This window comes from Methylococcus geothermalis (genome assembly GCF_012769535.1).
GTDB classification, from domain to species: domain Bacteria; phylum Pseudomonadota; class Gammaproteobacteria; order Methylococcales; family Methylococcaceae; genus Methylococcus; species Methylococcus geothermalis.
Window position 1 is genome coordinate 2,898,566 of the sequence record NZ_CP046565.1, and the last position, 25,644, is coordinate 2,924,209.

Sequence of the window (25,644 nt, forward strand, 5' to 3'; positions counted from 1 at the left end):
ATGCTGAGCTACCGTCACGGCTTCCATGCCGGAAATTTCGCCGACGTCCTCAAGCATGCCGTGCTGGTGCGGATCGTCCAATCGCTGCTGCGCAAACCCGCGCCGTTCTTTTATCTGGACACCCACGCCGGTGCCGGCCGTTACGACCTGGAGTCGGCCATGGCCAAGAAGAACCGGGAGCATCGGAGCGGCATCGAACGGTTGTGGAAACTAACATCGGTGCCGCCCGAACTCGAGGATTATCTCGCCGCGGTGAGAGCGCTCAATCCGGGCGGCAAACTGCGGCATTACCCCGGTTCGCCGCTGATCGTCCGGCATTTTCTTCGCAGCGGCGACCGGATGGCGCTGTGCGAATTGCACGGCACGGAGATCCATTCGCTGCGCGCCGTCTTCGGCGGCGAGCGCCGGATCACGGTTGACCAGATGGACGGCTACCAGGGCCTCAAAGCCTTCCTGCCGCCAGCGGAGCGACGCGGCCTCGTGCTTTGCGATCCGCCCTTCGAGCTGCGCAACGAGCGCGAGCGGATGGTGGAAGCCGCGGCGGCCGCATGGAAACGTTGGCCCACCGGCATTTTCGCCTATTGGTACCCGATCCAGGACCGCCGCACGGCCGATTGGCTGCACCGGAAATTCCGCCGGACCGGCATCGACCGCCTCCTCGCCCTGGACCTGTCGGTATGCCCCGAAACGGGCGAGAAACACATGAACGGCAGCGGCCTGGTGATCGTCAACCCGCCCTGGCATCTCGACGAGCACATGAAGACGGTGCTGCCCTGGCTGCATGCGGCCCTCAGCCCCCAAGGGGAAGGCGGCTGGCGCATCGAATGGCTGGCGGGCGAAACGGCCTGACATCGGTAGGAGCGGACTCCCAGCCCGCTCCCGCTTCTGGTTCAGTGCAGCTTGATCTTCGGCCGCAACTTCCGGCTGAAGAATTGAGCGACCATGAACAGGCCGACCCGGAACGGCCCGAACAAGGCGTACTGGTGCATCTTGTAAAGACTCAGGTAGACCACCCGGGCGATCACACCCTCGATCATCACGCTGCCCAGGAGGTTCCCCATGAGATTGCCCACCGTGCTGTACTGACCCAGCGAGACCAGCGAGCCATAGTCGCGGTAGTGATAATCGACCAGCGCCTTGCCTGCCAGCAGCCGCAGAATGTTCTTGTAGGCCGTGTCGGCCTCCTGGTGGGCCGACTGGGCGCGAGGCGGCACCACGCCGTTCTTTTCCGGCCAGGGACAGGCGCTGCAGTCGCCGATGGCGAAGATGTGGTCGTCCCGCGTCGTCTGCAGCGTCTGGCGCACCACGACCTGATTGATGCGGTTGGTTTCCAGGTCGGTCCGTGCCAGGAAATCCGGCGCCTTCACCCCGGCCGCCCAGACTTTCAGCGCGGCGGGGATGAATTTGCCGGTATGCGTCAGAACACCGTCCGGCCGCGCCTCCACGACTCGCTCTCCGAGGTGCAATTGCACATCGAGAGCCAGCAGTTGCTTGACGGTGGCTTCGGAAAGGCGCGGCGGCAGCTCGGGCAGCAGCCGGGGGGCGGCCTCGATCAAATGAATCTTGATATCCGACGGTTTGACGTTATCCAAGCCATAGGCCGCCAGCAGCCGGCTGGCCTGATGCAGTTGCGCCGAAAGCTCGATGCCGGTGGCGCCGCCGCCGACGATGGCCACGTCGAGCTGACCGGGCTGCTTCGCCCCGCCCATGGCATGGGCGCGCATGTAGGCTTCGAGCAGACGGCGGTGAAACTGCTGGGCCTCCTCGGTCGTATCCAGAAAGATGCAGTTCTGCGCCACGCCGGGAACGCCGAAATCGTTGCACACACTGCCGACGGCGATGACCAGGATGTCGTAGGGGTGAGAGCAGGCGGGAATGACCTCCTCGCCCGCGGCATTGAGGGTCGGCGCGAGCATCACCTGCTTGGCCGTGCGGTCCAGGCCGTTCATGCGTCCGAGCACGAAACGGAAGTGGCAGGCATTGGCCTGGGCCAGGTAATCCAGTTCATCGTCGTTCACATCCATGGTGCCCGCCGCCACCTCATGCAGCAGCGGCTTCCAGATGTGGGTGGGCTGGGCGTCGATGAGGGTGATCCGCGCCTTTCCTTTTTTACCGAGGGTCTTGCCCAGCCTGGTCGCAAGCTCCAGGCCTCCGGCGCCTCCGCCGACGATCAGAATTCGCGGTACCGGCTCCTTGTTCTGTTTCTGTTGCATGAATCCCCTTCCCGTTCTGTATGGAGTCCGAAAAAGTTTAAACCCCGCGCCGGTCTCTGTCTCCTTCGCCATCGCCCGGGCCGAACAGCCGGCGAAAACGCCGGCGGGTCGGCTTGCCGCCAAATGCCTCCCAGCTTTCCCGGAAAGCCCCCCTGCAGCGCGACTGGCGCTGTTCCATGGACCCGACCAGGACACCCACGGCCAGCAAAGCTTCGACCGGCTGGCCCTCCTGCCTCATGAGTTCCGCCAACGTCAGCAGACGGGCACGCTGCACGGATGCGTCCTGGAATTCGCCGAGCACGTCCTGGAGCTTTTTCAATTGGGCGATGAGGCCGCGGATTTTGCCGTCGGCCTGGAGCGAGGCCGAAAATTCCAGCAGATAACGCAGTTTCTTGCCCTGCTTGCGCAAGGCATGGAACGCCTCCTGCGGACTGTCCGGGCCGAGCGCTGCGGCGTCCCGCAACATCCGTCGATAGAGTTTCCAGATGCGCCGCCCGCAGACGACTCCGGCGGGCGCGCGGGCGTTCGGCGCCGACGGCCGCTTCGGTGCGGGCCGTTCGAGGAACCGGCGCCAGCTTTCGATCGTGCGCCGGTAGGCCGGACGCCGCAGACGATCCGCCAGAACCCGGTGAGCCCGCGCGGCCTCCTGTTCCAGATGCGACCTCAGCGGCGCCAGCGCCGGCCGCAGCGATTCGGGCACTGCCGCTTCGTAGACCGGAAATTCGCCAAGCATGACATGGCAATCCCGCAGCGGTCCGGTCAGCGCCCCCAGCCACTTCAAGCGATGCAGACAGCGGACGGTATCGCGTTCGGGGAACACGCCTTTCATCTCCCCCAGCAAAGCGCGGCTGCGGCGCAGGGCCACGCGGTATTCGTGCAATGCCTCGGGATCACGGTTTTCCAGAATCCCCGCTTCGCACGACAGCATGCGCTCGAGGAACTGCGCAATGAACCGGCGGACCGCCACATCGGCACGGCATGCCGCCGTCGGCTCGACGCCGGCCCGTCCTGTGTCCCCTTCGGTTTCCTGAATCACGCCGCGCTCCTCGAGCAACATACGGTTTCGACGCCGGCCCACAGCCGCAAAGCCGAGTTCTGCTAAGATTGCGGAAGAACCCTTTCGCCAGCCGATTATGGGAGCGAACTCTTGGGCGCGGCAACCGGCCGCTCGCGCTCGCCCCCCCCGGCCCCTCTCCACTTGCCCCGAGCCTGAATGAAGCATACGCACTACCAATCCGACGCCTCGAAATTGGACCCGGCGCAACTGCACCATTTGTTCGAGAACGGCTATCCTGCCGCCCAGGCGGAAAATATACGCAAGGCACTCGATCTCGCCATCGAAGCCGTGGACAAGGATCCCGCGCCCCGGCCGCGCGGGGTCGACGTGGGGCATATCCTGCTCAAACTGAAGGTCGATGCCTACAGCGTCCAGGCAGCCCTGTTGGCGGACCCCTATCTGCGGGAGACTCTGCCGGCGGAGTTCGTCCGAACCCAGTTCGACGACGAGACCGTGCGGCTGCTGGAAAAGGTCAACTGGCTCAACACCTTCAACGAATATTCGCTGCAGGAAAATCCCGGGCCCGAGCAGGCCGAACTGCTGCGGCGCATGCTGCTCTCGGTGGTCAACGATGTCCGTGCCGTGCTCGTCCGGCTCGCCTACCGGGTGCAGCGCATGCGCATCCTGAAGTACCAGGACAGCGGCATCCGCGAATCCATCGCCCGCGAAACCCTCGAACTCTATGCGCCATTGGCGCACCGCCTCGGCGTCGGCCAGCTGAAATGGGAGCTGGAAGACCTGTCGTTCCGCTATCTGCATCCGGACGAATACCGCACGCTCGCCAATTCCCTCGCCACCAACCGCGCCGAGCGCGAGGTCTATATCCAGAAATTCATGGGCCTGCTCCGGGAAGAACTCAAGAAACTCGGCGTCAATGCGCGGGTTTCCGGACGCCCGAAACACCTGTACAGCATCTGGAAGAAGATGGAGCGCAAGCACGCCCAACTGGCCGATCTATACGACTTGCTGGCGGTGCGGGTCATAGTGGACAGTATCCCGACCTGCTATACGGTGCTGGGCACCGTACACAGCTTGTGGCCGCACATTCCCAAGGAATTCGACGACTATATCGCCAACCCCAAGGACAATGGCTACCAGTCACTGCACACCGTCGTCATCGGCCCCGATGACCGGCCGGTGGAAGTCCAGATCCGTACCGCCGCGATGCACGAATTTGCCGAATACGGTGTGGCCGCCCATTGGCGCTACAAGGAAGGCGGAGGCCAGGACGCGGCTTTCGACCGCAGCATCGCCTCCCTGCGCCGCTTGCTGGAAAGCGAGGAAGACAACGATTCCCTGCTGCAGGACTTCCGTGAAGAGCCTTTCGGAGATGCGATCTTCGTGCTGACCCCGCGCGCCCAGGTCATCCGCCTGGTCAAGGGCAGCACCCCGATCGATTTCGCCTATGCCATCCACTCGGAAGTCGGCCATCGCTGCCGGGGCGCCAAAGTGAACGGCGTCATGGTGCCGCTGACCCATCAGTTGAAATCGGGCGACAAGATCGAAATCCTGACCGCCAAGCAGGGCGGCCCCACGCTGGGATGGCTCGACCAACGCCTGGGGTATATCCGAACCGCGCATGCCCGCAACAAGATCAGGCAGTGGTTCAAACAGCAGGATCACGACAAGCACCTGCGCGCCGGCAAGGCCATCCTCGACAAGGAAAAGCACAAGCTCCAGACGCGGGACATCGACCTGGATGCCTTGGCACGCCACTTCCACCTGCCCCGCCCCGACGACGTCCTGATCGCCATCGGCCGCGGCGACATCGGCCCCGGCCAGCTAGCCGCCGCCCTGCAGGTGCCGGAATTCCAACCACCGGTGCCCGCGCCGCAACGGAAGCCGGCCCCCCGGCCCGCCCGCGGCGCTGGCGAAGTCACCGTGCAAGGCGTCAGAAACCTGCTGACCCATTTCGCCCGCTGCTGCTCGCCGATTCCGGGCGACCCGATCATCGGCTACATCGGCGTCGGCCGCGGCGTGACCATCCACCGCCAGGACTGCCCGAACGTCGTCCAGCTTCCCCCGGGAAAACGCAACCGGCTGATCGATGTCGCCTGGGGCGCGGAAACACGGGTATTCCCGGTCGACATCGAAGTCCGCGCGTTCGACCGCAAGGGACTGCTCAAAGACGTCACCCAGGTGCTGGCGCACGAGCACATCAATATCGCGCGGACCTATACCGAGACCAATCCGCGGGACCAAAGCGTCGTCATGGACATTACGGTCGAAGTCCACGACCTGGGCCAGCTCAGCACCGCATTGGAAAAGATCGGGCAGATTCATAATGTGCAAGAGGCGCGGCGCAAATTGCATGGCTAACTGGATTGGATGCAGAAAGGGGAACAGCACATTGTAGTTATGGACTACAACTTTCCAAGTTTAAGAAACACGCGGTCGAAAATGTTCACATGGATATAAGAAATCAGCGACCCCACCGCGCCAAGAATCGCCAACGGAAACACCAGGCCGCCTACGTTACCGGTACGGAAACCTCGAATGGCATCGAAGACGAACCTTAACCCAGAGGTATGCGACAGCTTTGTCAAAATCCATGATAACAATCCGAACGCCATCGCAGCGACCAATGCGTCCGGAGATTCAAAAATATCGCAGAATTCCCCTATTGATTGATATACGCCAGTACCGGAAAGCAGCCAAAGCAACGCCAACAGCCCCGCCACCAACAGCGCAGCAATGACCCATCCGAGATGTCCGAGCAAAAAGAATACCTTGAATAACATGTTTCTTCCCACAGCGAGATGCTTGATGAGTCTTCGCCGATCGTGACGCATCAACTCACGAATCCTCAGAAACCCCCACTGATTGGCCGAAACCTCGGTCAGACCCGCGCCGTCATTCAGATGACTGTCGCAAAGGCAATACCCATCATACATCAGCACGCTAGCCTCGATATCTGAAAACGAATCCAGATCGGTACGCAATGCGGATAGCAGAAATACCTCGCCATTGGTTGCATTGTCGCTACGATCGACCGGCTCGCTCAGATTTGGAAACTGATCCGTTCCTGAAAACGTATTTCGCAGGTGAAAAAAAGCGGCGGATTTGAGCAGTCCATGTTCCACCCTGCTGCCCAACTCGTCCAGGGTCTCCTCCCGCACCCTCTTCATGAGTATTTCGTTGCTCCGCGCACCTACCGATGAGGCTGAACTATTCGGAGTACGGTCGCTTTGCAGTTGGCCGGAGGCATCGCTGCAGATAATGTGAGTACACTCCTCGCGGAACAGCGTTTCCAACCCCTGATTGTCATAGACACCACCGTCGACCAGTTCGACGACCACCTCTTTCCCGTCCTCCTGATACAAGTCATGAATGGCAAAAGGTGACAACAGGACCGGTACGCACGCAGACGCTGCCACAGCATCGGCGAGGTTGATTGTGTCGAGCTTGGCACGCACCTTTGGTGGCAATGCAGCATCACCAAACCGAAGCTTTGAATAGGGGAGAGCGGAATTGTCTTCCTTATCGCCGGACGACCCGATATAAGAAGCCGTAAACAGCCACGACTCCCCGGTATTCAAAATAGTTGCGTTAATGGCCAAAATAGGCACCTTATAAATCGTCTCCTCCTTGTTGTATTCGCGCACGTTGAACGGCACCTTATATCCAGCCGGCGTTATTTTGATGTCCTTCAAACGAATGCTTCCTTGATCATCCGATTCCATTTCATGCCAGATCTTGCGGTAAAAATACTCCTCATAGAGCTCCGCCATGCGATCGCTTCTGGAGTAATCATCGCTGAGCATCATCCTGGCGTTTTTCAGCGGATCAGATAACGCCCGCATGCGCAAGTTGTTCTGTACGCCTTTAACGAATTCCCGTTCGATTTCCTGTACGATGACGACATAGGCCTGTGATGACGGTTTTAACCCGTCGGGTCTGCGACCTTCCAGGAGCTGCTTAACTTTCAAATAGTAAAGAGCGCCTACGATGGAACCTCCGGATACCGTGGACAGCACTTCCACCTGGCGTAGTAGATCGAGTTCCGCCAATCTGGCGAGAACGCCGATGTGAAACAGCGAGGCTCGAAAGCCACCGCCCGACAAGGCCAAACCGAGCTTGCTATCCTTGCCCAGCTTCCACGCATTGGAATCTGCAGACATGGCACTCTCCCCCGTTCGTAGATGTTTTTTGGGATGGCATCAGTACCTTCACCAGGCTAACACCATTTTTCAGATTGTGCGCGCCCCGGCATCGGAAAACCAGGTACGGCAGCGCCATGACCAGAATCAAAACGGTCGCAGCGGTGGCCCAGGGCAGGAAACAGGAGCCAGCTCCACCACCATAGCCAATCCTCCCAACTTAAGAAATCTGCTTCCATTTCGCCCCGAACCCTGTAGAACATTTACAGCTAATTCATGATCTCTTGAGGATTGTTACAAGGTATTCGAACTGCTCAACCAGCGCCTGCTGCTCGATCACCTGCGCGTCGACGACACCGGTTGCGGCGGCGTGAAGGTCTTTCGACGGTCAGGACGACACGTGTGACTGGTAACACTGGCCGTCCCCTCGATAGACCCAGGGACCGGGAGTGTCAGAGCAAAGATGCGTCTCGGCCGCGCAGCCGATCTTGCTGGCGATGGAGTAGATCGCGGCCCACCGCGACTCGTGCTCGCCCTGGTGTTCAAAAACCATCCGGACGGCTCGCTCTCGGACTTCCGGTGAAAATTTCGATGATCTGTTCATGACTCCATGCTCTCAAACAAGGGCGTCTCCGGAAAATCCCGGGGCAGGTCAGACCTTGACGACCCGCGACGCCGTGACGTTCGTCAGCGCCGTAGACTTTCCGCAGGCTCTCAAAAAGCGGGATGAAAGAAGCCTATAATCTCGGCAAGCGTGCTCATCCGCGCCTTTTTCATCCACCCCTTTTGGGCCAACGCCTGGAACACTCCGATGGCTATGCATTTCAAATCGCTGATCCTCGCCCCCGCGGCCACTTTGGTCCTGCAAGGCTGTTCCTTCTCCTACAGTTCGGAGAGTTCGGTCAAGACTTCCGCCAGCCCGTTCACTTCGTCGGCGTCCATTTCGGAATCCAGCTCGTCGAGTTCGAAGTCTTCGCAGAACAAGAAGGCGCGTTACGAAAAAAGCGTCAGCGAGTACACCACCGAGTTCGCGAATTCCGGCAGCAGCGACACCGTGGCCTTTTACGCACGGATCAGCCAGCTGGCGCAGGAATACGGCATCACCGGCTGGGACAGCGACAAGGACACCTACGTCGCCATCGGCAAGGGCCTGGCCGGTGCCAAGCTGGGCCAGCCGCAATACGATGCCTTGCGGCGCCTCCTGGCCAATTCCGATCCGACCCGCATGCAGTACATCGACGAGGGCTACCGCTGATCCGTAGCGCCATGGCCGCGCTCCTGGCCGTCGCTGCGGGAGCAGTCCATGCCGGAAAGGACTATTCCGCCCGCATCGACTATCTCTATCTCGACGCCAACGAGGGACAGGCCGCTGGAGGCCATGCCGCGCTGCGCTTCGGCGACGAGGTTTACCATTTCGAATACGCGGAAGGCGGCCTGATCCGGGCCGCCCGCCAGGCGTTCGAGCCGTTCCGGCTCCTCTACACCGAGACCGAGAACCGGACCCTGCACATCAGCCGGATCGCGGTGACGCCGGACACCTATGCCGCGCTGCACCAGCGCTTCGAAACCCGGCTCGAACGGCAGAACGCCCAGTTCGAGGTACCCGAAGCGCTGCGCCGCGACCGTGAAATCCTGGAAATGCTGGCCGATGCCACCGGTGCGCCGCCAAGGCTCCTCGTGAAAGGGCTCGGCCTGTTCGAGCCGGCGCAATCGAACCCGCCCGAAGACCCCGCGCTGGCCGAACTGCGCGCCCGCGTCCTGACCCGCCATGGCGCCGACGGCATCCGGATGCGCATGGACGCCGTCCGCCAAGCGATCTCGGCGCTGCGGCCGGACCCGCCGGACGACCCTCTGCCGGCCGACGTCCACAGCTCAGCTCCCTGGCGCTACCGCTTCGCCGACCGCTATCACGACTTCCACGCCCTGCTGGAAGCCTATCGGCTGCTGGAGCGCGCCGCCCCGCTACGGCGCGATGCCTACCATGCGCCGCCCGGCCGCGAATTCGCGCTCAAGCCGGACGAGATCGACGCACTCCAAGCCTTCAGCCGTAAGCTGGCGGAATCGGTGCTGGCGACGCTGGAGCATCCGCGCCCGGACCAGGGTCCCGGCCTCCTCGTCGCCTTGGCCCGGCTGGAAGCGCTGGGCAAGACCCTGCGCTACGGCCGGCTGGTGTTCCTGGACACACTGAAGGGACGGGAAGCGGCAGAGTTGCCCTGGCGCGGCGCCCCACCCATTTTCAGCGCCGCGGATGCCGATTTCCGGCAGGCCCGGCGGGAGCTATCGAACGGCCGGGAACTCGACGAAGTCGGCTACAGCCTCTTGGAAAACGCGGCGAACCGCCGGCTCGATGCCCGCAAGGCGCTGGCGGGCCGAGTACCGTTCCGGCTGCGCGTCCCCAGCGGACTGATGCCTGCACGCCCCGGCATTCCCGAAGAAATCGTCCGCCCGGCATTGGGCGCAGACGAAATGCGAGACGCCGCGCGAGGGCTCCGCGCCGCCGAGGCCGCGCATGGCGAACGGCTCGCCGCGCTCTACCGCTACCATCTGGTGAACCGGAACTGCGTCACCGAGATCTTCCGGACCCTGGACGAAGGCGCCCGGCCCGGCGTCGAAGGCTTGGGCGGACGCATCGAGCCGATGGCCGCCAACGCCATCCCCTTCGTCTCCGCGCAGAACGTGGAGCGACGGTACCGGGTCGTGGAATCCTTCGAACTCGCATCCCGCCGTAAGCGTTTCCTCGAAACCCTCGACAGCGAAGCTTACCTGGCCGAACTCAGCCCGCTGAGCTCCGCGATTTACCGCCCGAATGACGAAGACTCGCTGTTCCTGTTCTTCACCGATGCCCCGGCATTGGCCCGGCCGCTGTTCGGCGCGGCCAATCTGGCTACCGGCGGGCTGGAAACCTTGGCCGGCATCGTGACGAGCCCGTTCGACTCGGGCCGGACGTTCTACCTAGGCTTGCGCGGGATGCTGGTCAGCCTGCCGGAATTGGCTTTTTTCAACATTCGCAAGGGGACGTTTCATCGAGGCGGCGGATGAATCAAGCCAATCCGTCTAATTTGCCGGACCAACGACGCGGAGCTGGCCAGCAAGCCTGCATGCGAAGCGCCTCCCGAGGCACGGGGTAACCCTGATCCGCCGATCCTTGATTCCGATGGCGTGCGCCCACCTTGAACCTGGCCAACCAGGATTGGGTTACCTTGCGGCGCGAGATTATCCGTCAGTCATCGGCGGTCGTGACCCGACTCTTCACCGCGACAGCAGCGAATACACAAGAATCGCCGCCGTCGCCGAAACATTCAAGGACTGGACCTGCCCGCTGCCCGGAATGGTGACGATGGTTTCGCAGGCGGCGAGGGTCTGGGGCGGCAGGCCGTTTTCTTCGTTGCCCAGGACCAGCAGGAAGGGGCGGCGGTCCCGTGGCACGGCTTCGGGCGGAACGCCTTTGGCATGCAGGGCGGTGCCGACGACGTGGTAATGCAGCCGCAGGCTTTTCAGATGCTGCGCCACGCCGGTAAGGCGCCGGACGTCCAGGAACTCCAGCCCGCCTTCGGCTACCCGATAGGCCGCGTCCGACAGACCCGCCTGGGCCGGATGGTCGGACAGGAGCAGGTGCTCCAGCCCGAAGAACGCCAGGGTGCGGGCAATGGCGCCGAGATTGTGGGGATTGCCCACGCCGTCCAGCAGCACTGCCGCAGCGCCCGCTTTCGCCCATTGCTTCGCGGTTTCGAGGGCGAGGTCCGGCACCTCTCGGGGCCTGACCGCGGCCACGATGCCGCCGTGCAAGACGGTGCCGGCGACACGGGCGAGTTCGTCCGGTGCCAGCAGGCGGTACGGCCGGCGCCGCCGCGCCAGCTCGGCGCAATACGGCCCTGCCGCTGTTTTCAGCGACTCGTCGTAATACAGCCGCACCACCCGCTCGGGATCGCGCCGGAACACCGCCGCCACGGCCGACAGCCCGGCAACTTTGGTAAGCTTCTCTTCCGCGGCTCCGGCCACCCGTGCAGAAACCGGCTTCCGGCGAACCGCTCCGGCGTTACGCCTGCCGGAACCTGCGGGCTGTCTGGTTTTTTGCTTCACTAAAACATCCCTTTCGAAAAATCGCTACGATACGGCACATCGGCCGCCCCCGCGGTAAAGCCGGTCAGCTTCCTCCCCAAAGGTCGCCCAGAGCGAGCGTGACGGCTTCGAAAGGCGGGGCGCAAACTTCGTCCTGGTCCTGATACAAGCCGGTCACGCTCCAATGACCGCCGTCGAGGGCATAGGTTTCAAGAATCCGCGCGAAGGGATCGACCAGCCATAGATAGGCCACTTCGTAACGGGCATAGACTTTCATCTTGACCACCCGGTCTTTCCTTTGCGTGGCGGGAGAAAGGATTTCGCACAGCCAGTCGGGGACAATCTCGAAGCGATGGTCCTGCGGCGGATTCGGCATCCGCTCGCGGCGCCAGCCAGCGATATCCGGGACCAGCACTTCGGTATCGCGCACGAAATGAACCTCCGGCTCGTCGATGATCCACCAGCCCCCCGGACCACCCCGGCCCTTGTGAAAGAAGCCGTACAGCTCCCCGCCCAGCGCAGAAGCCGACACCGCGTGAGGACCGGCTGGCCGGGGTTGCGCATACAGCTCGCCGCCTATGATTTCCCCGACCAGAGTTTCCGGCAAGGCCAGCAGCCGGGCGTATGGGCTCGCATCTTGGATAACAGCCGACATCGTTCCTACCTCCAGCGATCAGATGGCCTGGCACGCGCCCATTATCCCCCGCCGAAGCCCACAACCGAACCCTCGTGATTGACAATAGGGCCGGCAACGCCGCCAAGCGTCCCGGCGCCGTTGCATAGACCTCGGAGGACTACCCATGATCATCCTCTTCAACAAACCCTACGACGTCCTCACCCAGTTCACCGACCGCGAACACGGCCGGGCGACGCTGGCCGACTTCATTCCCATCCCCGGCATCTACCCTGCCGGCCGCCTCGATCGCGATTCCGAGGGTCTGCTGGTCCTCACCGACGACGGCCGTCTTCAGGCCCGCATCGCCGACCCCCGCCACAAGATGGCGAAGACCTATCTGGCCCAGGTCGAGGGGCTGCCCGATGAAGCGGCGCTGGAGCGGCTGCGGCAAGGGGTGCGGCTGAACGACGGCAGCACCGGTCCGGCCGAGGCGCGCATGATCCCCGAACCGGCCTGGCTGTGGCCGCGCGAACCGCCGATCCGCTACCGCGCGGCCATCCCGACCGCCTGGCTGGAGCTGGTGCTGCGCGAAGGCCGCAACCGCCAGGTGCGGCGGATGACGGCGGCCGTGGGCTTCCCGACCCTGCGCCTGATCCGCTGGGCCATCGGCGCCTGGACTCTCGAAGGGCTGGCGCCGGGGACATGGCGGGAACTGCCGCCGCCTCCCGGAAACGGCCTCAGCCGGAGCGCTGGCGCTCGGCGACGAAGCGGATGAACTCGTCCTTGGGCATCGGCCGGGCGAAGTAATTGCCCTGGAACCGGCGGCAGCCGTAGCGCTCCAGGATATCGACCTGGGCCCGGGTTTCCACGCCTTCGGCAATGACGTCGAGCCCAAGATGGCGGGCCATGCTGACGATGGTTTCAACGATGACCGCGTCGTTGCTGTCTTGCTCCAGGTCGCGGACGAACGCCGAGGCGATCTTGAGGTCGTCCAGCGGCAGGTGTTTCAGATAGGCCAGGGAGGAATAGCCCGTTCCGAAATCGTCGATGGAGAAAGCCACGCCGAGGTTCTTCAGGCGCTCGATCTGCGCCACGGCGAGATCGGTGTGGTTCAGCAGCACGCCTTCCGTCAGTTCGAGGCAAAGGCCTGCCGGCGAAATACCGGCCTCCAGACAGAACTGCTCCAACTGACTCATCAAATCGCTGCGCAGGAACTGGCGCGGACTGACGTTCACGGAAAGCTTGGGAAGGGACAGCCCCTTGCCGTTCATCTCCGCAAGGCAGAAACACGCCCGCCGCAGGACGATGGCGCCGACCCGAAGGATCATGCCGTTCTGTTCGCAGACCGGGATGAATTGATCGGGCGAGATCGCTCCGCGTTCCGGGTGGAACCAGCGGATCAGCGCCTCGGCGCCCACCACCCGGCCGTCGCCGAGCATCTGCGGCTGGTAGTAGACCTCGAACTCGTCGTTGGCCAACGCCTTGCGCAGCGCCTTTTCCAGTTCCAGACGGCCGCGGACGACGGCCTCCATGGCACTCTTGTAAAAGCGGATACCGTCGCGCCCCTCGTTCTTGGCCACGTACATGGCCGTGTCGGCCTGCTTGAGCGCATCGTCCGCGCTATCGACGCCGTCCGGAAACACGGTGATGCCGATGCTCACGGAAACGTAATGGACGTGATCCTCGAGCGAAAAAGGCGCCGACAGGAGCTCGCGCACCCGCCGCGCAAGGACGATCGCCTGCCCGGCCGCCACCGATGCGCTGGGCTTGACCGGCGGCAGCAGCATGACGAATTCGTCTCCGCCCAAACGCGCCGCCGCCTCCTCGTCCTCCATGCAATTTTTCAGACGCTCGGCGACCTGCACCAGCAGCCGGTCACCCATATGGTGTCCCAGAGAATCGTTCAAGGTCTTGAAATAGTCCAGGTCCATGAACAGCAGCGCGCCATAGGTTCCATGCAGGCGAGCCATCTTCATCTGCTCGGCGAGGCGCTCGAGAATCAGGCTGCGGTTCGGCAGCCCGGTGAGGGAATCGTAGTAGGCGAGCTGGCGGATCTTTCCCTCGGTACGCTTGAGTTCGGAAATGTCGGACGAGATCGCGACATAATGCGTGACCTCGCCGCTGCCGGACCGAACCGCCGTGATCGTTTTGCGCTCGGGATAGACTTCGCCGTTCCTCCGGCGATTCCAGATTTCGCCCTGCCACCGTCCCGTCTGCTCCAGGCTTCGCCAGACCTCCCGGTAAAACTCGGCGCCGTGCAGGCCGGACTTGAACAGCCGTGGATTCTTTCCGACGACATCTTCCTGCCGGTAGCCCGTCATCCGGGTGAATGCGGCGTTGACCCTGAGGACACGGCCGTCGGCGTCGGTAATCATGATGGCTTCGTCGGTCTCGAAGGTCGTCGCCGCCAGCCGCAGCTCGGCCTCGACCGTTTCGCGCTGGGTGACGTCCTCCGCCAGCGACGCCACCCCGATCACCCTGCCTTCCGGCGTCGTCAACGGGGTGTTGTACCATTCGCAAAGTATTCTGCGGCCGTCCGCCGTCAGATGCTGGTTGACGCTGCGGTTTCCCTTGCCCGCCAACACCTCCCGCCAAGCCGCGTGCACGCGCTCCCCCACCTCCTGCAGGAAAAGCGCGTCGACGGAACGGCCGATCATCTGGTCCGCACTATAGCCGAAGATTTTTTCCGCGGCCGGATTCCACCGGGTGACGATGAAATCCAAGTCCCATTCGATCACCGCCAGCGGCAGGTGCTCGACATGAAGGCGAAGCCTTTCTTCGGATTGCCGAAGAGCCTGCCCCGCCTCCCACTGGTCGGTGACATCCTGCACAGTTCCTTGCAGCACGGGCCTTGAATCCCCCCGCCGCCCCAGCAGTTCCACCGTGAAGTTCACATGCCGGACCACTCCGTCCGGCCGCCGCACCCGCAGCGCATGTTCCACGCCGAACGCGTCGTCGCGTTCCTCACGCAGCGCCGCCTCGACGGCCTCCCGGTCCTCCGGCGCGAACATTGCCACGAATTCACCAAAGCGGCGCGGAGCCTCCCGGTCGGGGGCAAGCCCGAAGATCCGGGAGGTCTCGTCCGACCAGGTCATACGATCCGTCGCCGGATCGTAGACCCAGCTTCCGACGTGGGCGAGGCGCTGGGCTTCGGCCAGACGCCGCCGCTCCGCCTTGGCGATCCGCGAAGACAGCCACAGGCGCTGCCGGCTCACCTCGAAGCCGAGCGTACCCATGGCGATCAACAGCGTGATTGCGATGGCAACCACGCGATAGGCCGCCAGCCGCTCCCGCCGCACGGTGCCGTCGATGTCCAGACCCAGCGCGGCGAGTACCTCGGCAGTGTCGGCATCCCGCACCGCCGCGAAAGCGGAAACCGTGTCCTTGCCGCCTTCGCCGTAAGGACCTACCAGCAGGGACCTGCCGCTGGCGAATAACCCGGCCAGGGCCGCCGCATGCTCGGCATACGCCTGCAAAATCGCCGCGCCGGCCCCTCGGGCAGCCGTTTCGGACCCGATGGCACCTACGGACCTTCCCCCCTCCGGAAAAAGCAGATACAGACGCTCGAGTTTGGGATCCGCCGCATCGATACGCTGCAACACGCTGGCAAGCCGGCGCCCCTCCCTTTCCCGGGCCTCCGCCGACCCTGTGCGTACACGGCGAACCCGCTCCGGGTCGATCGACGCCGCCACGGTCTCGGCCTGGACAGACAACTCCCGGCGGATGCCCCGGTCGGCGGCGTGTGCGAAAAATTCCGTCAGTACGAACGCAACCCCCAGGACGATCGATGCAATCAGAGCGAGCCGCAGACCGAATCCCATCCCGGCGCTGAGCTCTTCCACAGGAACCGGAAGTTCCCCGCTGCGGCGGTAATGGAGCCAGATGCCGGAGGTCATCGCCAGCATGCAGAGGCTTCGCAGCAACGCCAGGGACAGCGCGGTCCCGGTCGGCACCACGCCGGAGCCGGCCGGCGGGAAGGGAAGAGTTCCGGGAACGTCGCCTCCCATGCTCGCGGCGTAGACAACCATGGCGAATGCCCCCAGACCGAGAGGGAGATCATGCCGCCGGTCCATCATCCGTGCCGCGAGGCCGAGCGCCCAGGCCGCTGCCAACGCGCCGCTCAGCCCCAGGGCGTAATGCACCGCACCGCTCAGCCCTTCGACGCGCCAGCCTCCGGCGCCGACGAACAGGGCCGCAAGAGCGGGATAAAACCATCGCGCAGGAAGCCGGACTCCCTGACCGGCCAGCCCTTGCCGCCCGAAATTGAGCAGACAGAGAAAGGAGATCGTCAGAACGGCCAACCGCGCCCAAGCGAAGACCGGATGATCGCCCAGGGAAAAGGCGAACAGATCCAGCCATTCGTTGGCGCCATGAGCGACGCCGAACATCCCCAGCCACAGCCAAGGCAGGCGCTGACGGACCCTGTCGTGGATCGCCCCGCAAACGGCCGCCAGCAGGATGAATGACAGGCCGTAAAGGAAATAAATCAGATCCGGTCGGCCGTACAGGAGACTCATGCCCATAAAATCCCGTCGACTTTGGAAATGGCCGGCGTCAACGCGCCAACGCCCTGAACCGCTCCATGCGTCCGAACATGACCGCCCTCAAGCGTTCCCGGCCGATCGCATGCTTGAGACCCTTTCCCACGCCGGCGACCTGGTCAGTCGACGTGTAATGGCTGTAAAACACCAGACTGCCATTCCGATCAGGCAGCATGCCGAGAACCATCTGGCTGGAATTGAACGAATGGCCGACATAGAAATCGCGTACGGCGACAACGGCTCCGCCGCCTCCGCGCTGAATCATCTGGTGAACCAGAATCGGGGTAGGCCGGCCCTCCACCTTGCGCTCGACCCATTGCAGCGTGCTGGTCACACCTGCCGGCAGGACCGACGGAAATGTCAGCAAAGCCATCTGCAGTTCGGGCGAGTAATGCCGGAGCACCGCGTTTTGCTCCGTGAACAGGCGCAGCTCCGCGGCGACGTCCACGGCCTGTCCGCTCGACCGGGCGTAAGGCGCGATGCCGCCCAGGCCGTCCTTCCGGTAGCTGGCCAGCCGCTGCCAGAGAACCTCGCGATACCGGCGCGAGATGGCGCGCAGTTTCGCCGCCTCGGGTTCATTCTCCAACGTCTGCGCCAGCGTCCTGAATCCCTCGATCTCCGCCTCCGACAGGTTGAATTCCGAGCCCGGTTCGACTTCGCGCAACGCTTCCACTTCCTCGCTGTCGGACGGCCTGAATTCGAATCTCTCCAGCGCCTCCGGGCCGTTGTCCGGGAGGATCGTGCCCGAGGCGATGACTTCGGGATCTCCCGCCAGAAGAGCGCCTTCCCGGACCGCCGCGATCAGCCGCTCGGGCGCCGCCTCGACATGCATGGCCAGACCGGCGGCGAGGGTCTTGTCGTTCGGCTCGCGGACATCGTAGGCGACGATTTCGCCCCGCTCGAGGCCGGCGGTATCCTCGATGCCGAGCGTCGCCGTTACGGACGGAGGAGGCCGTGAGGCGGCGGCCTCGGTGGCGAATGCCGGAACGGCGAGCAGAAACAACGCCGTCAACCGCGAAAGCAAAAGGGATATCCGAAAATCCGGCATCGCTCAATCCTCGTTTCCGCCGCCCCGCAATGGCCGGCTCTTTGCCCGCCAAGGCTCCTCCACGGACGGCCAGCCAGCCGGCCGAGATGCCCCATTGGCGAATGGTATCCTTAAGACAGGAGAACAAAATGAAAATTGCGCCACAAACATGTACAAGCGTTTAAGGCTTGGGAAGCTGTTCCGCGACCACGTTTTCGTCATCCTGGGCTGGCTCATCTGGATTGCCCTTCAACTCAGCGGCCACAAGTTCGGGGACGGCGACAGCCTGGGAACGCTGGCCGCAGGCTCCGCGCTGACCTTTTGCATCATGCTGGGCTGCGTGTTTTCGGTGGTGCGATCTGCCGACGAGCTGGCCGAACTGCTCGATGAACCCTACGGCACGCTGGTCCTGACCCTGTCGGCCACCGCCATCGAGGTCAGCCTGATGCTGATGGTCATGGCCGGTGGCGGCCAGAATCCCGCGATGCTGCGCGACACCATCTTCGCCACCCTGATGGTCGTCCTCAACGGCATGGTCGGCGTGTCCCTGGTCAGCGGCGGATGGATCAACGTCGAACAGTCGTTCAACCTGCGCGGCGCCCTGTCGTTCCTGCACCTCATCGCCCCTCTCTCGCTGCTGCTGCTGGTGCTTCCGAACTATACCAGCAGCACGGACGGGCCGACTCTGGATCCCGTTCAGGAAGCGTTCCTGGGGCTGCTTTGCCTGCTGATGTACGGGGTGTTCCTGCTCATCCAGACCGGCAGGCACCGCTCCTATTTCGCCAACCTGAGCGCCGTCCTGGACGAAGAGCCCGAGGACAACGGCAACGGCAATGCTGCCCCGGCATTACACCGACGCCGCGGCGCCATCCTTCATGGGGCGATGAACCTCCTGGCCGCGCTGCTGCCCGTCGTCCTGCTCGCGGAGCACCTCGGATCGGTCATCGATTTCGCCATCGAGCGATCCCACACGCCGGCGGCCCTCGGCGGGCTCGTGGTCGCGGCACTGGTCCTTTTGCCGGAAGGTGTCGGCGCCCAGCGGGCGGCCGCGCTGAATCTGATGCAACGGGCGGTCAACATCTGCCTGGGGTCGGCGCTCGCCACCATCGGCCTGACCGTGCCGACGATCGTGGTGGCCGCCAGCCTCCAAGGGCATGCGCTGACCCTCGGCCTGGACGGCGCTCAGGAAACCCTGCTGTACGCCACCCTTCTGGTCTCGGTCATGACGTTCGTCAGCGGATCCGCCAACGTCCTGCAAGGCCTGGTTCACCTCATGCTGTTCGTAGCGTACCTGTTTTTCGTATTCGTTCCCTGAACCGGCAACGTGCGCAGCAAACGCCGTCAACCAAGCCGTTGTACCATCGGCCGCGCTCGAGACCGGTGGATGCGACACCCCACAGGGGCAGACAAAGACCGCGTCGTCACTATATAATTGGCGAATTTTTTTCCAACCCCAGAAGTATCGACATGACTGATTTATCGCGTTACCGAAACATAGGCATCTTCGCTCACGTCGACGCGGGCAAGACCACCACCACCGAACGGATTCTGAAACTCACCGGCAAGATCCACAAGATCGGCGAGGTGCACGATGGCGCCGCGACGACGGACTTCATGGAGCAGGAGCAGGAGCGCGGTATCACCATTCAGTCCGCGGCGACCACCTGTTTCTGGAAGGATCACCGCTTCAATATCATCGACACGCCCGGACACGTCGACTTCACCATCGAAGTCTACCGCTCGCTCAAGGTCCTCGACGGCGGCATCGGCGTGTTCTGCGGCTCCGGCGGCGTCGAACCCCAGTCGGAAACCAACTGGCGCTACGCCAATGACTCCGAGGTCTCCCGCGTCATCTACGTCAACAAGCTGGACCGGATCGGCGCCGACTTTTTCCGCGTGGTCAAGCAGATCAAGGACGTTTTGGGGGCCTACCCGCTGGTCATGACCCTGCCGATCGGCCGCGAGGAAAGCTTCGTCGGCGTAGTCGACCTGCTGACCCGCAAGGCCTGGATCTGGGACAACTCCGGCGACCCGATGAACTATGAGATCAAGGACGTCCCCGCCGACATGGCCGACGAGGTCGAAAAATGGCGCGCGGACCTGGTGGAAAAGGTCGTCGAGCAGGACGACGAGGTCATGGAAAAGTACCTGGAGGGCGAGGAACCGGACATCGACACCCTCAAGCGTCTGATCCGCAAGGGCACCATCAACCTGGACTTCTTTCCCACCTACTGCGGCTCCTCGTTCAAGAACAAGGGCGTGCAGCTGGTGCTGGACGCCGTGGTCGACTATCTGCCCGACCCGACCGAAGTCAAGCCGCAGCCCGAAGTGGACCTGGAAGGCCACGAAACCGGCGAATTCGCCATCGTCGATCCGGACCGTCCGCTGCGGGCCCTGGCGTTCAAGATCATGGACGACCGCTACGGCGCCCTGACCTTCCTGCGCCTGTACTCGGGCCGGCTGGAAAAAGGCATGACCGTCCTCAATACCTTTACCGGCAAGACCGAGCGCATCGGCCGCATCGTGGAGATGCACGCCAACGCCCGCAACGAGCTGGATTCCGCCCAGGCCGGCGACATCGTGGCCGTGCTGGGCATGAAGAACGTGCAGACCGGCCACACCCTGTGCGATCCGGACAAGCCGGCCACCCTGGAGCCGATGGTCTTCCCCGATCCCGTCATCTCCATCGCGGTATCGCCCAAGGACAAGGCGGGCAACGAGAAGATGGGCGTCGCACTGGGCAAGATGGTGCAGGAAGACCCGTCCTTCCACGTGGAAACCGACCAGGAGTCCGGCGAAACCATCCTCAAGGGCATGGGCGAGCTGCACCTCGACATCAAGGTCGACATCCTCAAGCGTACCCACGGCGTGGAGGTGAACGTCGGCAAACCGCAGGTGGCGTACCGCGAGACCATCACCAGGCGCGTCGAGGACGAGTACGTCCACAAGAAGCAGACCGGCGGTTCCGGCCAATACGCCAAGATCAACTACATCATCGAGCCCGGCGAAACGGGCTCGGGATTCGTGTTCGAATCCACCGTCACCGGCGGCAACGTGCCGCGCGAATACTGGCCGGCCGTTGAAAAAGGCTTCAAGAGCATGCTCGGCAAGGGTGTTCTTGCGGGTTACCCGTGCGTGGACTTCAAGGTCACCCTGACCGACGGTGGCTTCCACGCGGTGGACTCGTCGGCGATCGCCTTCGAAATCGCGGCTCAGGCGGCCTTCCGCCAGTCCGTGCCGAAAGCGGCTCCGCAGCTGCTGGAACCGATCATGAAAGTGGATGTGTTCACCCCGGACGCTCATGTGGGTGACGTGATCGGCGACCTGAACCGCCGCCGCGGCATGATCAAGTCCCAGGAAGCCGGCGTGACCGGCGTGCGCATCAAGGCCGAGGTACCGCTGTCCGAAATGTTCGGCTACATCGGCGACCTGCGCACCATGACGTCCGGTCGCGGCCAGTTCTCCATGGAGTTCTCGCACTACATGCCGTGCCCGAAGAACGTCGCGGACGAAGTCATCAAGGAAGCCCAGGAACGCGTGGCCAAGAAATAGCGGCCATCCGCACATCCTTAGCTTCACCGCGAAGGGCGGCCCCAGGGTCGCCTTTCGCGGCCCTTCTCCCGCATTCGACGGCGCACCTTGCCCTTCCCGGCGGCTTCCCTGACCGCAGTCATCCCTATCCTTCCGATTGCGGCCGTTGTAACTTAATGGCGGCATTTGCTTGCCCACACAATGATTCGAGGGGTGGATTTCATGAGCAAAAAGAGCATGGCCGATTGGTGGAAAGAGAAACGGATGACCGAGGAAAGGAAAAAGGCCGGACAGGCCGACTTCGAGGACGTCGAAGCACTCTACGACCGGCTCGGCCGGGAACCGGCGGTGGATGCCTCGCTCGAGGTGATCCGCAAGGAAATGGCCGCCGTCTACCGCGACATGCGTGCGGGCCGGATCGACTGCAACGACGGCACCCGCCTGGCCTATGTGCTCGACATGCTGCGCAAGACACATGAATCCAACGTCGTGAAAAACCGGCTGGGCGCTCTGGAAAAAGCCATGGGCGTGAAATCCGACTCCGGTCCGGAATGGCTGGGACTGCCGTTCGGCAATTCCGACTAAAGGCACGGCCGGCAAGCCGCCGCAAAACACGGCTCCCACCGACACGACCGGGCGGCGACGCTCTCTCCCCTACCGACTCTTCAAGAACCTGCCACCATGTGCGGCATCGCCGGCCTGTTCAACACCCGCACGCCCGTCGACGGAATCCGTCTCGAAAACGCGGTAGCCAAGCTGGCCCACCGCGGCCCCGACGACCGGGGCGTGTTCCTCGACGGCCGCTTCGGCATGGGACACACGCGCCTCTCGATCATCGACCTGGCGGGCGGCCACCAGCCGCTGTTTTCCGAAGACCACAAGCTGGCGCTGATCGCCAACGGCGAAATCTACAACTTCGTCGAACTGCGCGCGGAGCTGGAGGCTTTGGGCCAGCGCTTCCAGACCCATTCGGATTCGGAAGTCATCCTCCACGCCTATCGCGCCTTCGGCGACGGCTTTTTGGATCGCATCCAAGGCATGTTCGCCTTCGCGCTGTACGATGCCGCCGGGGGACGGCTGATCCTGGCCCGCGACCGTTTAGGGATAAAGCCGCTGTTCCTGGCGCAACGTCCAGACGGCATCGCTTTCGCCTCCGAGCTCAAGGCCCTGCTGCCGCTGCTCGACCGGCCGCCCGAAATCGATCCGGAGGGGCTGGCCCAGTATTTCCAGAACCAGTTTTCCACCGGCGCCACGACGGTCCTGCAAGGGGTGGAGCGGGTGCTGCCCGGCGAGGCCGTGGTCGTCGAAGCCGGACAAATGTCCCGCCGCTTCCGCTACTGGTCGCCCTTGAGCGTACGCACCGAAAACCTTTCCTTCGACGAAGCAGCGCTACGCTTCGATACGCTGATCGAACGGGTGATGGTCGAACACATGCGCTCGGACGTGCCGTTCGGGCTGTTTTTGTCCGGCGGCGTCGACTCCTCCCTGCTGCTCGCCCTGCTGAGCCGCTACGCCGACCAGCCCATCCGCACCTTCTCGGTCGGTTTTCCCGGCACCTCGTTGACCGACGAGTTGCCTCTGGCCCAAGCCATCGCCCAGCGTTTCGGCAGCCGCCACCGCGAGATCCGGCCCGACCCGAAAGACATCTTCCACAGCCTGCCGCTGACCGTGTGGGCAGCGGACGAGCTGATGCGCGACAACGCCAACCTGCCGACCTCGCTGCTGGCCCGAGCTGCGAGCGAAGAACTGAAAGTGGTGTTCTCCGGCGAAGGCGGCGACGAGGTGTTCGCCGGCTACGGCCGTTACCGGACCTCACCCATCGAGCGCATGTTCAAGGGCCTGCTGGCGCCCGGCTCCGGCGGCTTCCGCACCCGCGGCAGCTTCCGCGGACGCTGGCCGAAGACGCTGTTCGGCCCTGCGCTCCTGGCCGCCTCGCAACACGCCCGGCGGCCGGTGCTGGAGTCCTGGCGGGAGACACCACGCCAATGGAGCGATCTGCAGCGGATGCAGTACGTCGACCTCCGCCACGCGCTGCCCGACAACCTGCTGGTCAAAGCCGACCGCATGTTGATGGCCTGGGGTGTGGAGGGACGGGTGCCGTTCCTGGACCACCGCATCGTCGAATTCGGCCTGGGCCTGCCCGACCGGCTCAAGGTCGAGGGACGCCAGGGCAAGCTGTTCCTCAAGCGCTGGGGTGAGCGGCTGGTACCGGCGGAGCAGCTCTATGCCAGAAAGCGGGGCTTCCACGTCCCTCTCGGCGAGTGGCTGGACGAGCCTTTCCTCAAACGGCTGAACCAGATCCTGCCGGAGCACCCGGCACTCGCCCCCTGGCTTAAGCCCGACGGCATCCGCACGCTGATCGCCGGCTGCCGCGACGAGCGCCAGGGCAGCAGCATGCTCTGGGCCGTGATCCAGTTCGCGATCTGGCACCGGCTGTTCATTTCGGGCACAGGAGAGCGGCCGGCGGCCCTGGCCGACCCCTTGGACATCCTGCAGGGCTGAACCCATGAGCGTTTCCGAAACGTCCAATCCTCGCCGCCTGGCCATCTTCGCCTCCTTCTCCGGCCAGGGCGGGGTGGAGAAGATGATCGCCAATCTAGCCACCGGGTTTCTCGACGCCGGTATCGCCGTGGATCTGGTGCTGGCGCGCGCCCAAGGGGAGCACCTGGATTCGATCCCGGCCGGCGTGCGCATCGTCAAGCTGAACGTCCGCCACACCTTCACCGCCCTGCCGGGTCTGGCCCGTTACCTCCGCGAGGAAAAACCGGACGCCATCCTCGCCGCCAAGGACCGCGCCATCCGGGTCGCCCTGCTTGCCCGCCGGCTGGCCGGCTCGAATGCCCGGCTGGTGGGACGGCTGGGCACGACGGTCTCGGCCGCCCTCAAAGGCAAGGGCCGGCTGAGGGAACTGGCCTGGTTCGGCGGCATGCGGCTGTTCTACCCGCACATGGACGCGATCGTCGCGGTCTCGCAAGGCGTGAAAGACGACATCCTCGCCATCACCGGACTGCCCTCCGAGCGGGTCCGGGTCATCCGCAATCCCGTCATCACCCCGGCACTGGAGCGGCAGGCCGCCCTCCCTTGCGAACACCCCTGGCTGAACGATCCGGCCGTCCCCGCCATCGTCGGCATGGGCCGGCTGACCCGTCAGAAGGGATTTCCCGATCTCATCGCCGCCTTCGCCCGGCTCCGCCAGGACCGCGTCTGCCGGCTCGTCATCGTCGGCGAGGGCGGAGACCGGGAAAAACTGGAGCGGCTGGCGGAGGAGCTCGGGGTGAGCGGAGACGTAGCCTTCACGGGCTTCCTGGCGAACCCGCATGCCTTGATCGCGCGCTGCCGCCTGTTCGTGCTGTCCTCGCTGTGGGAGGGCTCGCCGAACGCCCTGACCGAAGCGATGGCCCTGGGCCGGCCGGTGGTCTCGACCGACTGCCCCAGCGGCCCGGCCGAGCTGCTGGATGGCGGCCAATATGGGCCGCTGGTGCCGGTCGGCGATGTCGAAGCGCTGGCCGCGGCCATGGTGCATGCGCTGGATCACCCCCTGCCGCCGCAGATGCTGCGGCAGGCCGTGTCCGAATACACGGCGGCCATCAGCGCGCGGAAATACCTGGAAGCGCTGGGCCTGACGCGTTGAAACAAGCGGCCAGACCGCTCTCCAGATCGGGATGAAACAGCTTGGGTCGCAACTCCCTCGTCATCCGGCCGTTGTCGAGCCGCTTGGACTCTTCGAGAAACGACAGCATGGCTGGACTCAAGACGCGCCTGGCCTCCTCCAGGGAAATCGCGGGCGGCCGCGGCAAGCCGAAGCGGTCGGCGACCCGATAGAAATAATCGGTCATGGTGGTGGGATGGCCGTCGCTGACGTTGTAGACGCCTTCGGCTGCAGGCCGCCAGCCCGCGGCGAAACAGACCTCGGCCAGATCGTCGGCATGGATGCGGTTGGAATAGGGGCTCTCGTCCTCGCGTACGACGGGGACCCCCGCGCGGAGGCGATCGAGCGGCAGGCGTCCCGGCCCGTAGATGCCGGGCACCCGCAGGATCACCGCAGTGACGCCGTGCCGGCGGCTCCACGCCGTAAGCGCCTCCTCCGCCGCCCGGCGCCGACGGGAGCGCCCGGTTTGAGGATGGGGGGGACGGTCCTCCCCCACCCAATCCCCGCCGCAGTCGCCGTAGACGCCGCTGGTGCTGACATAAACCACCCTATCGGGCAGTTGCCGTGCCGGAAGGCCGTCGAGCAAAGCCGCCAGCCGCGGATCGTCGGCGCCCGATGCTGGCGGCGGGGCGAGATAATACAGTGTGGCCCAACCGCCCTTCAGGCCGGCCAAGGAATCGGGTTTGTCCAGATCGCCGGCGACTGGGCGGATACCCTGCGCCGCCAGCCGTGCCGCCGTTTGCGCCGAGCGCACCAAGCCGGAAACTCCATGCCCCTCGGCCCGTTCCAGCCGGGCCACCCGGCTGCCGATGTCGCCGCAGCCGACGATCAGGACCGTTCGCGTCACGGCC

The 25,644-nt window shown here is 64.0% G+C and carries 18 protein-coding genes and 1 pseudogene; 10 read left to right on the top strand and 9 right to left on the bottom strand.

The features are described from left to right. A complete protein-coding gene (locus GNH96_RS13455) occupies nucleotides 1-849 on the top strand; it encodes a 23S rRNA (adenine(2030)-N(6))-methyltransferase RlmJ (protein ID WP_169604140.1) in 849 nt (282 codons plus the stop codon). A gap of 41 nt (nucleotides 850-890) precedes the next feature. On the opposite strand, the gene GNH96_RS13460 is transcribed toward GNH96_RS13455, so the two are convergent. Both GNH96_RS13460 and GNH96_RS13465 read right to left on the bottom strand, forming a co-directional pair. Beyond that, nucleotides 891-2,213 carry an NAD(P)/FAD-dependent oxidoreductase gene (locus tag GNH96_RS13460; protein WP_169604141.1) on the bottom strand — a complete coding sequence of 441 codons (1,323 nt, stop codon included), beginning with the start codon at nucleotides 2,211-2,213 and terminating at the stop codon, nucleotides 891-893. 37 nt (nucleotides 2,214-2,250) lie between these two features. Next, nucleotides 2,251-3,249: a CHAD domain-containing protein gene (locus GNH96_RS13465; protein ID WP_228719869.1), complete on the bottom strand. Its 999-nt coding sequence runs from the start codon at nucleotides 3,247-3,249 to the stop codon at nucleotides 2,251-2,253. Nucleotides 3,250-3,426: 177 nt separating this feature from the next. On the opposite strand from GNH96_RS13465, the gene GNH96_RS13470 reads away from it, so the two are divergent. Continuing rightward, on the top strand, nucleotides 3,427-5,589 hold the full coding sequence (locus GNH96_RS13470; RefSeq protein ID WP_169604142.1) for a RelA/SpoT family protein: 2,163 nt from the start codon (nucleotides 3,427-3,429) through the stop codon (nucleotides 5,587-5,589). Between the two features lie 44 nt (nucleotides 5,590-5,633). Here the strand turns inward: GNH96_RS13470 and GNH96_RS13475 are convergent, their stop codons facing one another. Together GNH96_RS13475 and GNH96_RS13480 are read right to left on the bottom strand one after the other, a co-directional pair. Continuing rightward, on the bottom strand, nucleotides 5,634-7,391 hold the full coding sequence (locus GNH96_RS13475) for a patatin-like phospholipase family protein (RefSeq protein ID WP_169604143.1): 1,758 nt from the start codon (nucleotides 7,389-7,391) through the stop codon (nucleotides 5,634-5,636). Nucleotides 7,392-7,836: 445 nt separating this feature from the next. Continuing rightward, nucleotides 7,837-7,974: pseudogene (locus GNH96_RS13480) on the bottom strand (IS3 family transposase); the annotation flags it as partial. Nucleotides 7,975-8,181: 207 nt separating this feature from the next. Here GNH96_RS13480 and GNH96_RS13485 point away from each other — a divergent pair. Beyond that, nucleotides 8,182-8,625 carry a putative lipoprotein gene (locus GNH96_RS13485; RefSeq protein ID WP_169604144.1) on the top strand — a complete coding sequence of 148 codons (444 nt, stop codon included), beginning with the start codon at nucleotides 8,182-8,184 and terminating at the stop codon, nucleotides 8,623-8,625. 11 nt (nucleotides 8,626-8,636) lie between these two features. Next, nucleotides 8,637-10,409, top strand: coding sequence for a serine/threonine-protein kinase (locus GNH96_RS13490; RefSeq protein WP_169604145.1), 1,773 nt, complete (start codon nucleotides 8,637-8,639; stop codon nucleotides 10,407-10,409). A gap of 210 nt (nucleotides 10,410-10,619) precedes the next feature. On the opposite strand, the gene GNH96_RS13495 is transcribed toward GNH96_RS13490, so the two are convergent. Next, nucleotides 10,620-11,450 carry a TrmH family RNA methyltransferase gene (locus tag GNH96_RS13495; protein WP_169604146.1) on the bottom strand — a complete coding sequence of 277 codons (831 nt, stop codon included), beginning with the start codon at nucleotides 11,448-11,450 and terminating at the stop codon, nucleotides 10,620-10,622. A 64-nt stretch (nucleotides 11,451-11,514) separates the two neighbouring features. After that, nucleotides 11,515-12,084 carry a Uma2 family endonuclease gene (locus GNH96_RS13500; protein ID WP_169604147.1) on the bottom strand — a complete coding sequence of 190 codons (570 nt, stop codon included), beginning with the start codon at nucleotides 12,082-12,084 and terminating at the stop codon, nucleotides 11,515-11,517. Between the two features lie 145 nt (nucleotides 12,085-12,229). On the opposite strand from GNH96_RS13500, the gene GNH96_RS13505 reads away from it, so the two are divergent. Then, the gene (locus tag GNH96_RS13505; protein WP_169604148.1) at nucleotides 12,230-12,820 is read left to right on the top strand and encodes an rRNA large subunit pseudouridine synthase E; all 591 of its coding nucleotides are present in this window, start codon (nucleotides 12,230-12,232) and stop codon (nucleotides 12,818-12,820) included. Here GNH96_RS13505 and GNH96_RS13510 read toward each other — a convergent pair. Continuing rightward, nucleotides 12,783-16,562, bottom strand: a complete 3,780-nt coding sequence (locus GNH96_RS13510; RefSeq protein WP_228719870.1) for an EAL domain-containing protein — start codon at nucleotides 16,560-16,562, stop codon at nucleotides 12,783-12,785. The two genes, GNH96_RS13505 and GNH96_RS13510, sit on opposite strands and share 38 nt — an antisense overlap. Before the next feature lie 37 nt (nucleotides 16,563-16,599). Then, a complete protein-coding gene (locus tag GNH96_RS13515; protein ID WP_228719871.1) occupies nucleotides 16,600-17,634 on the bottom strand; it encodes a hypothetical protein in 1,035 nt (344 codons plus the stop codon). Nucleotides 17,635-17,782: 148 nt separating this feature from the next. Here GNH96_RS13515 and GNH96_RS13520 point away from each other — a divergent pair, with 148 nt between their 5' ends. The 5 genes from GNH96_RS13520 (at nucleotide 17,783) to GNH96_RS13540 (ending at nucleotide 24,775) form a co-directional block, all read left to right on the top strand. Beyond that, entirely contained in the window at nucleotides 17,783-18,928 is a 1,146-nt protein-coding gene (locus tag GNH96_RS13520; RefSeq protein WP_169604150.1) for a calcium:proton antiporter, read from the top strand. Between the two features lie 152 nt (nucleotides 18,929-19,080). Further along, nucleotides 19,081-21,165, top strand: coding sequence for an elongation factor G (gene fusA, locus GNH96_RS13525; protein WP_169604151.1), 2,085 nt, complete (start codon nucleotides 19,081-19,083; stop codon nucleotides 21,163-21,165). 201 nt (nucleotides 21,166-21,366) lie between these two features. Beyond that, nucleotides 21,367-21,729, top strand: a complete 363-nt coding sequence (locus GNH96_RS13530) for a hypothetical protein (RefSeq protein ID WP_169604152.1) — start codon at nucleotides 21,367-21,369, stop codon at nucleotides 21,727-21,729. 96 nt (nucleotides 21,730-21,825) lie between these two features. Continuing rightward, complete coding sequence (asnB, locus tag GNH96_RS13535) at nucleotides 21,826-23,646, top strand: asparagine synthase (glutamine-hydrolyzing) (protein WP_169604153.1); 1,821 nt, start codon at nucleotides 21,826-21,828, stop codon at nucleotides 23,644-23,646. A gap of 4 nt (nucleotides 23,647-23,650) precedes the next feature. Further along, a complete protein-coding gene (locus tag GNH96_RS13540) occupies nucleotides 23,651-24,775 on the top strand; it encodes a glycosyltransferase (protein ID WP_169604154.1) in 1,125 nt (374 codons plus the stop codon). Here the strand turns inward: GNH96_RS13540 and GNH96_RS13545 are convergent. Beyond that, nucleotides 24,732-25,640, bottom strand: coding sequence for an SDR family oxidoreductase (locus GNH96_RS13545; protein ID WP_169604155.1), 909 nt, complete (start codon nucleotides 25,638-25,640; stop codon nucleotides 24,732-24,734). The two genes, GNH96_RS13540 and GNH96_RS13545, sit on opposite strands and share 44 nt — an antisense overlap. Nucleotides 25,641-25,644 lie beyond the last annotated feature (4 nt).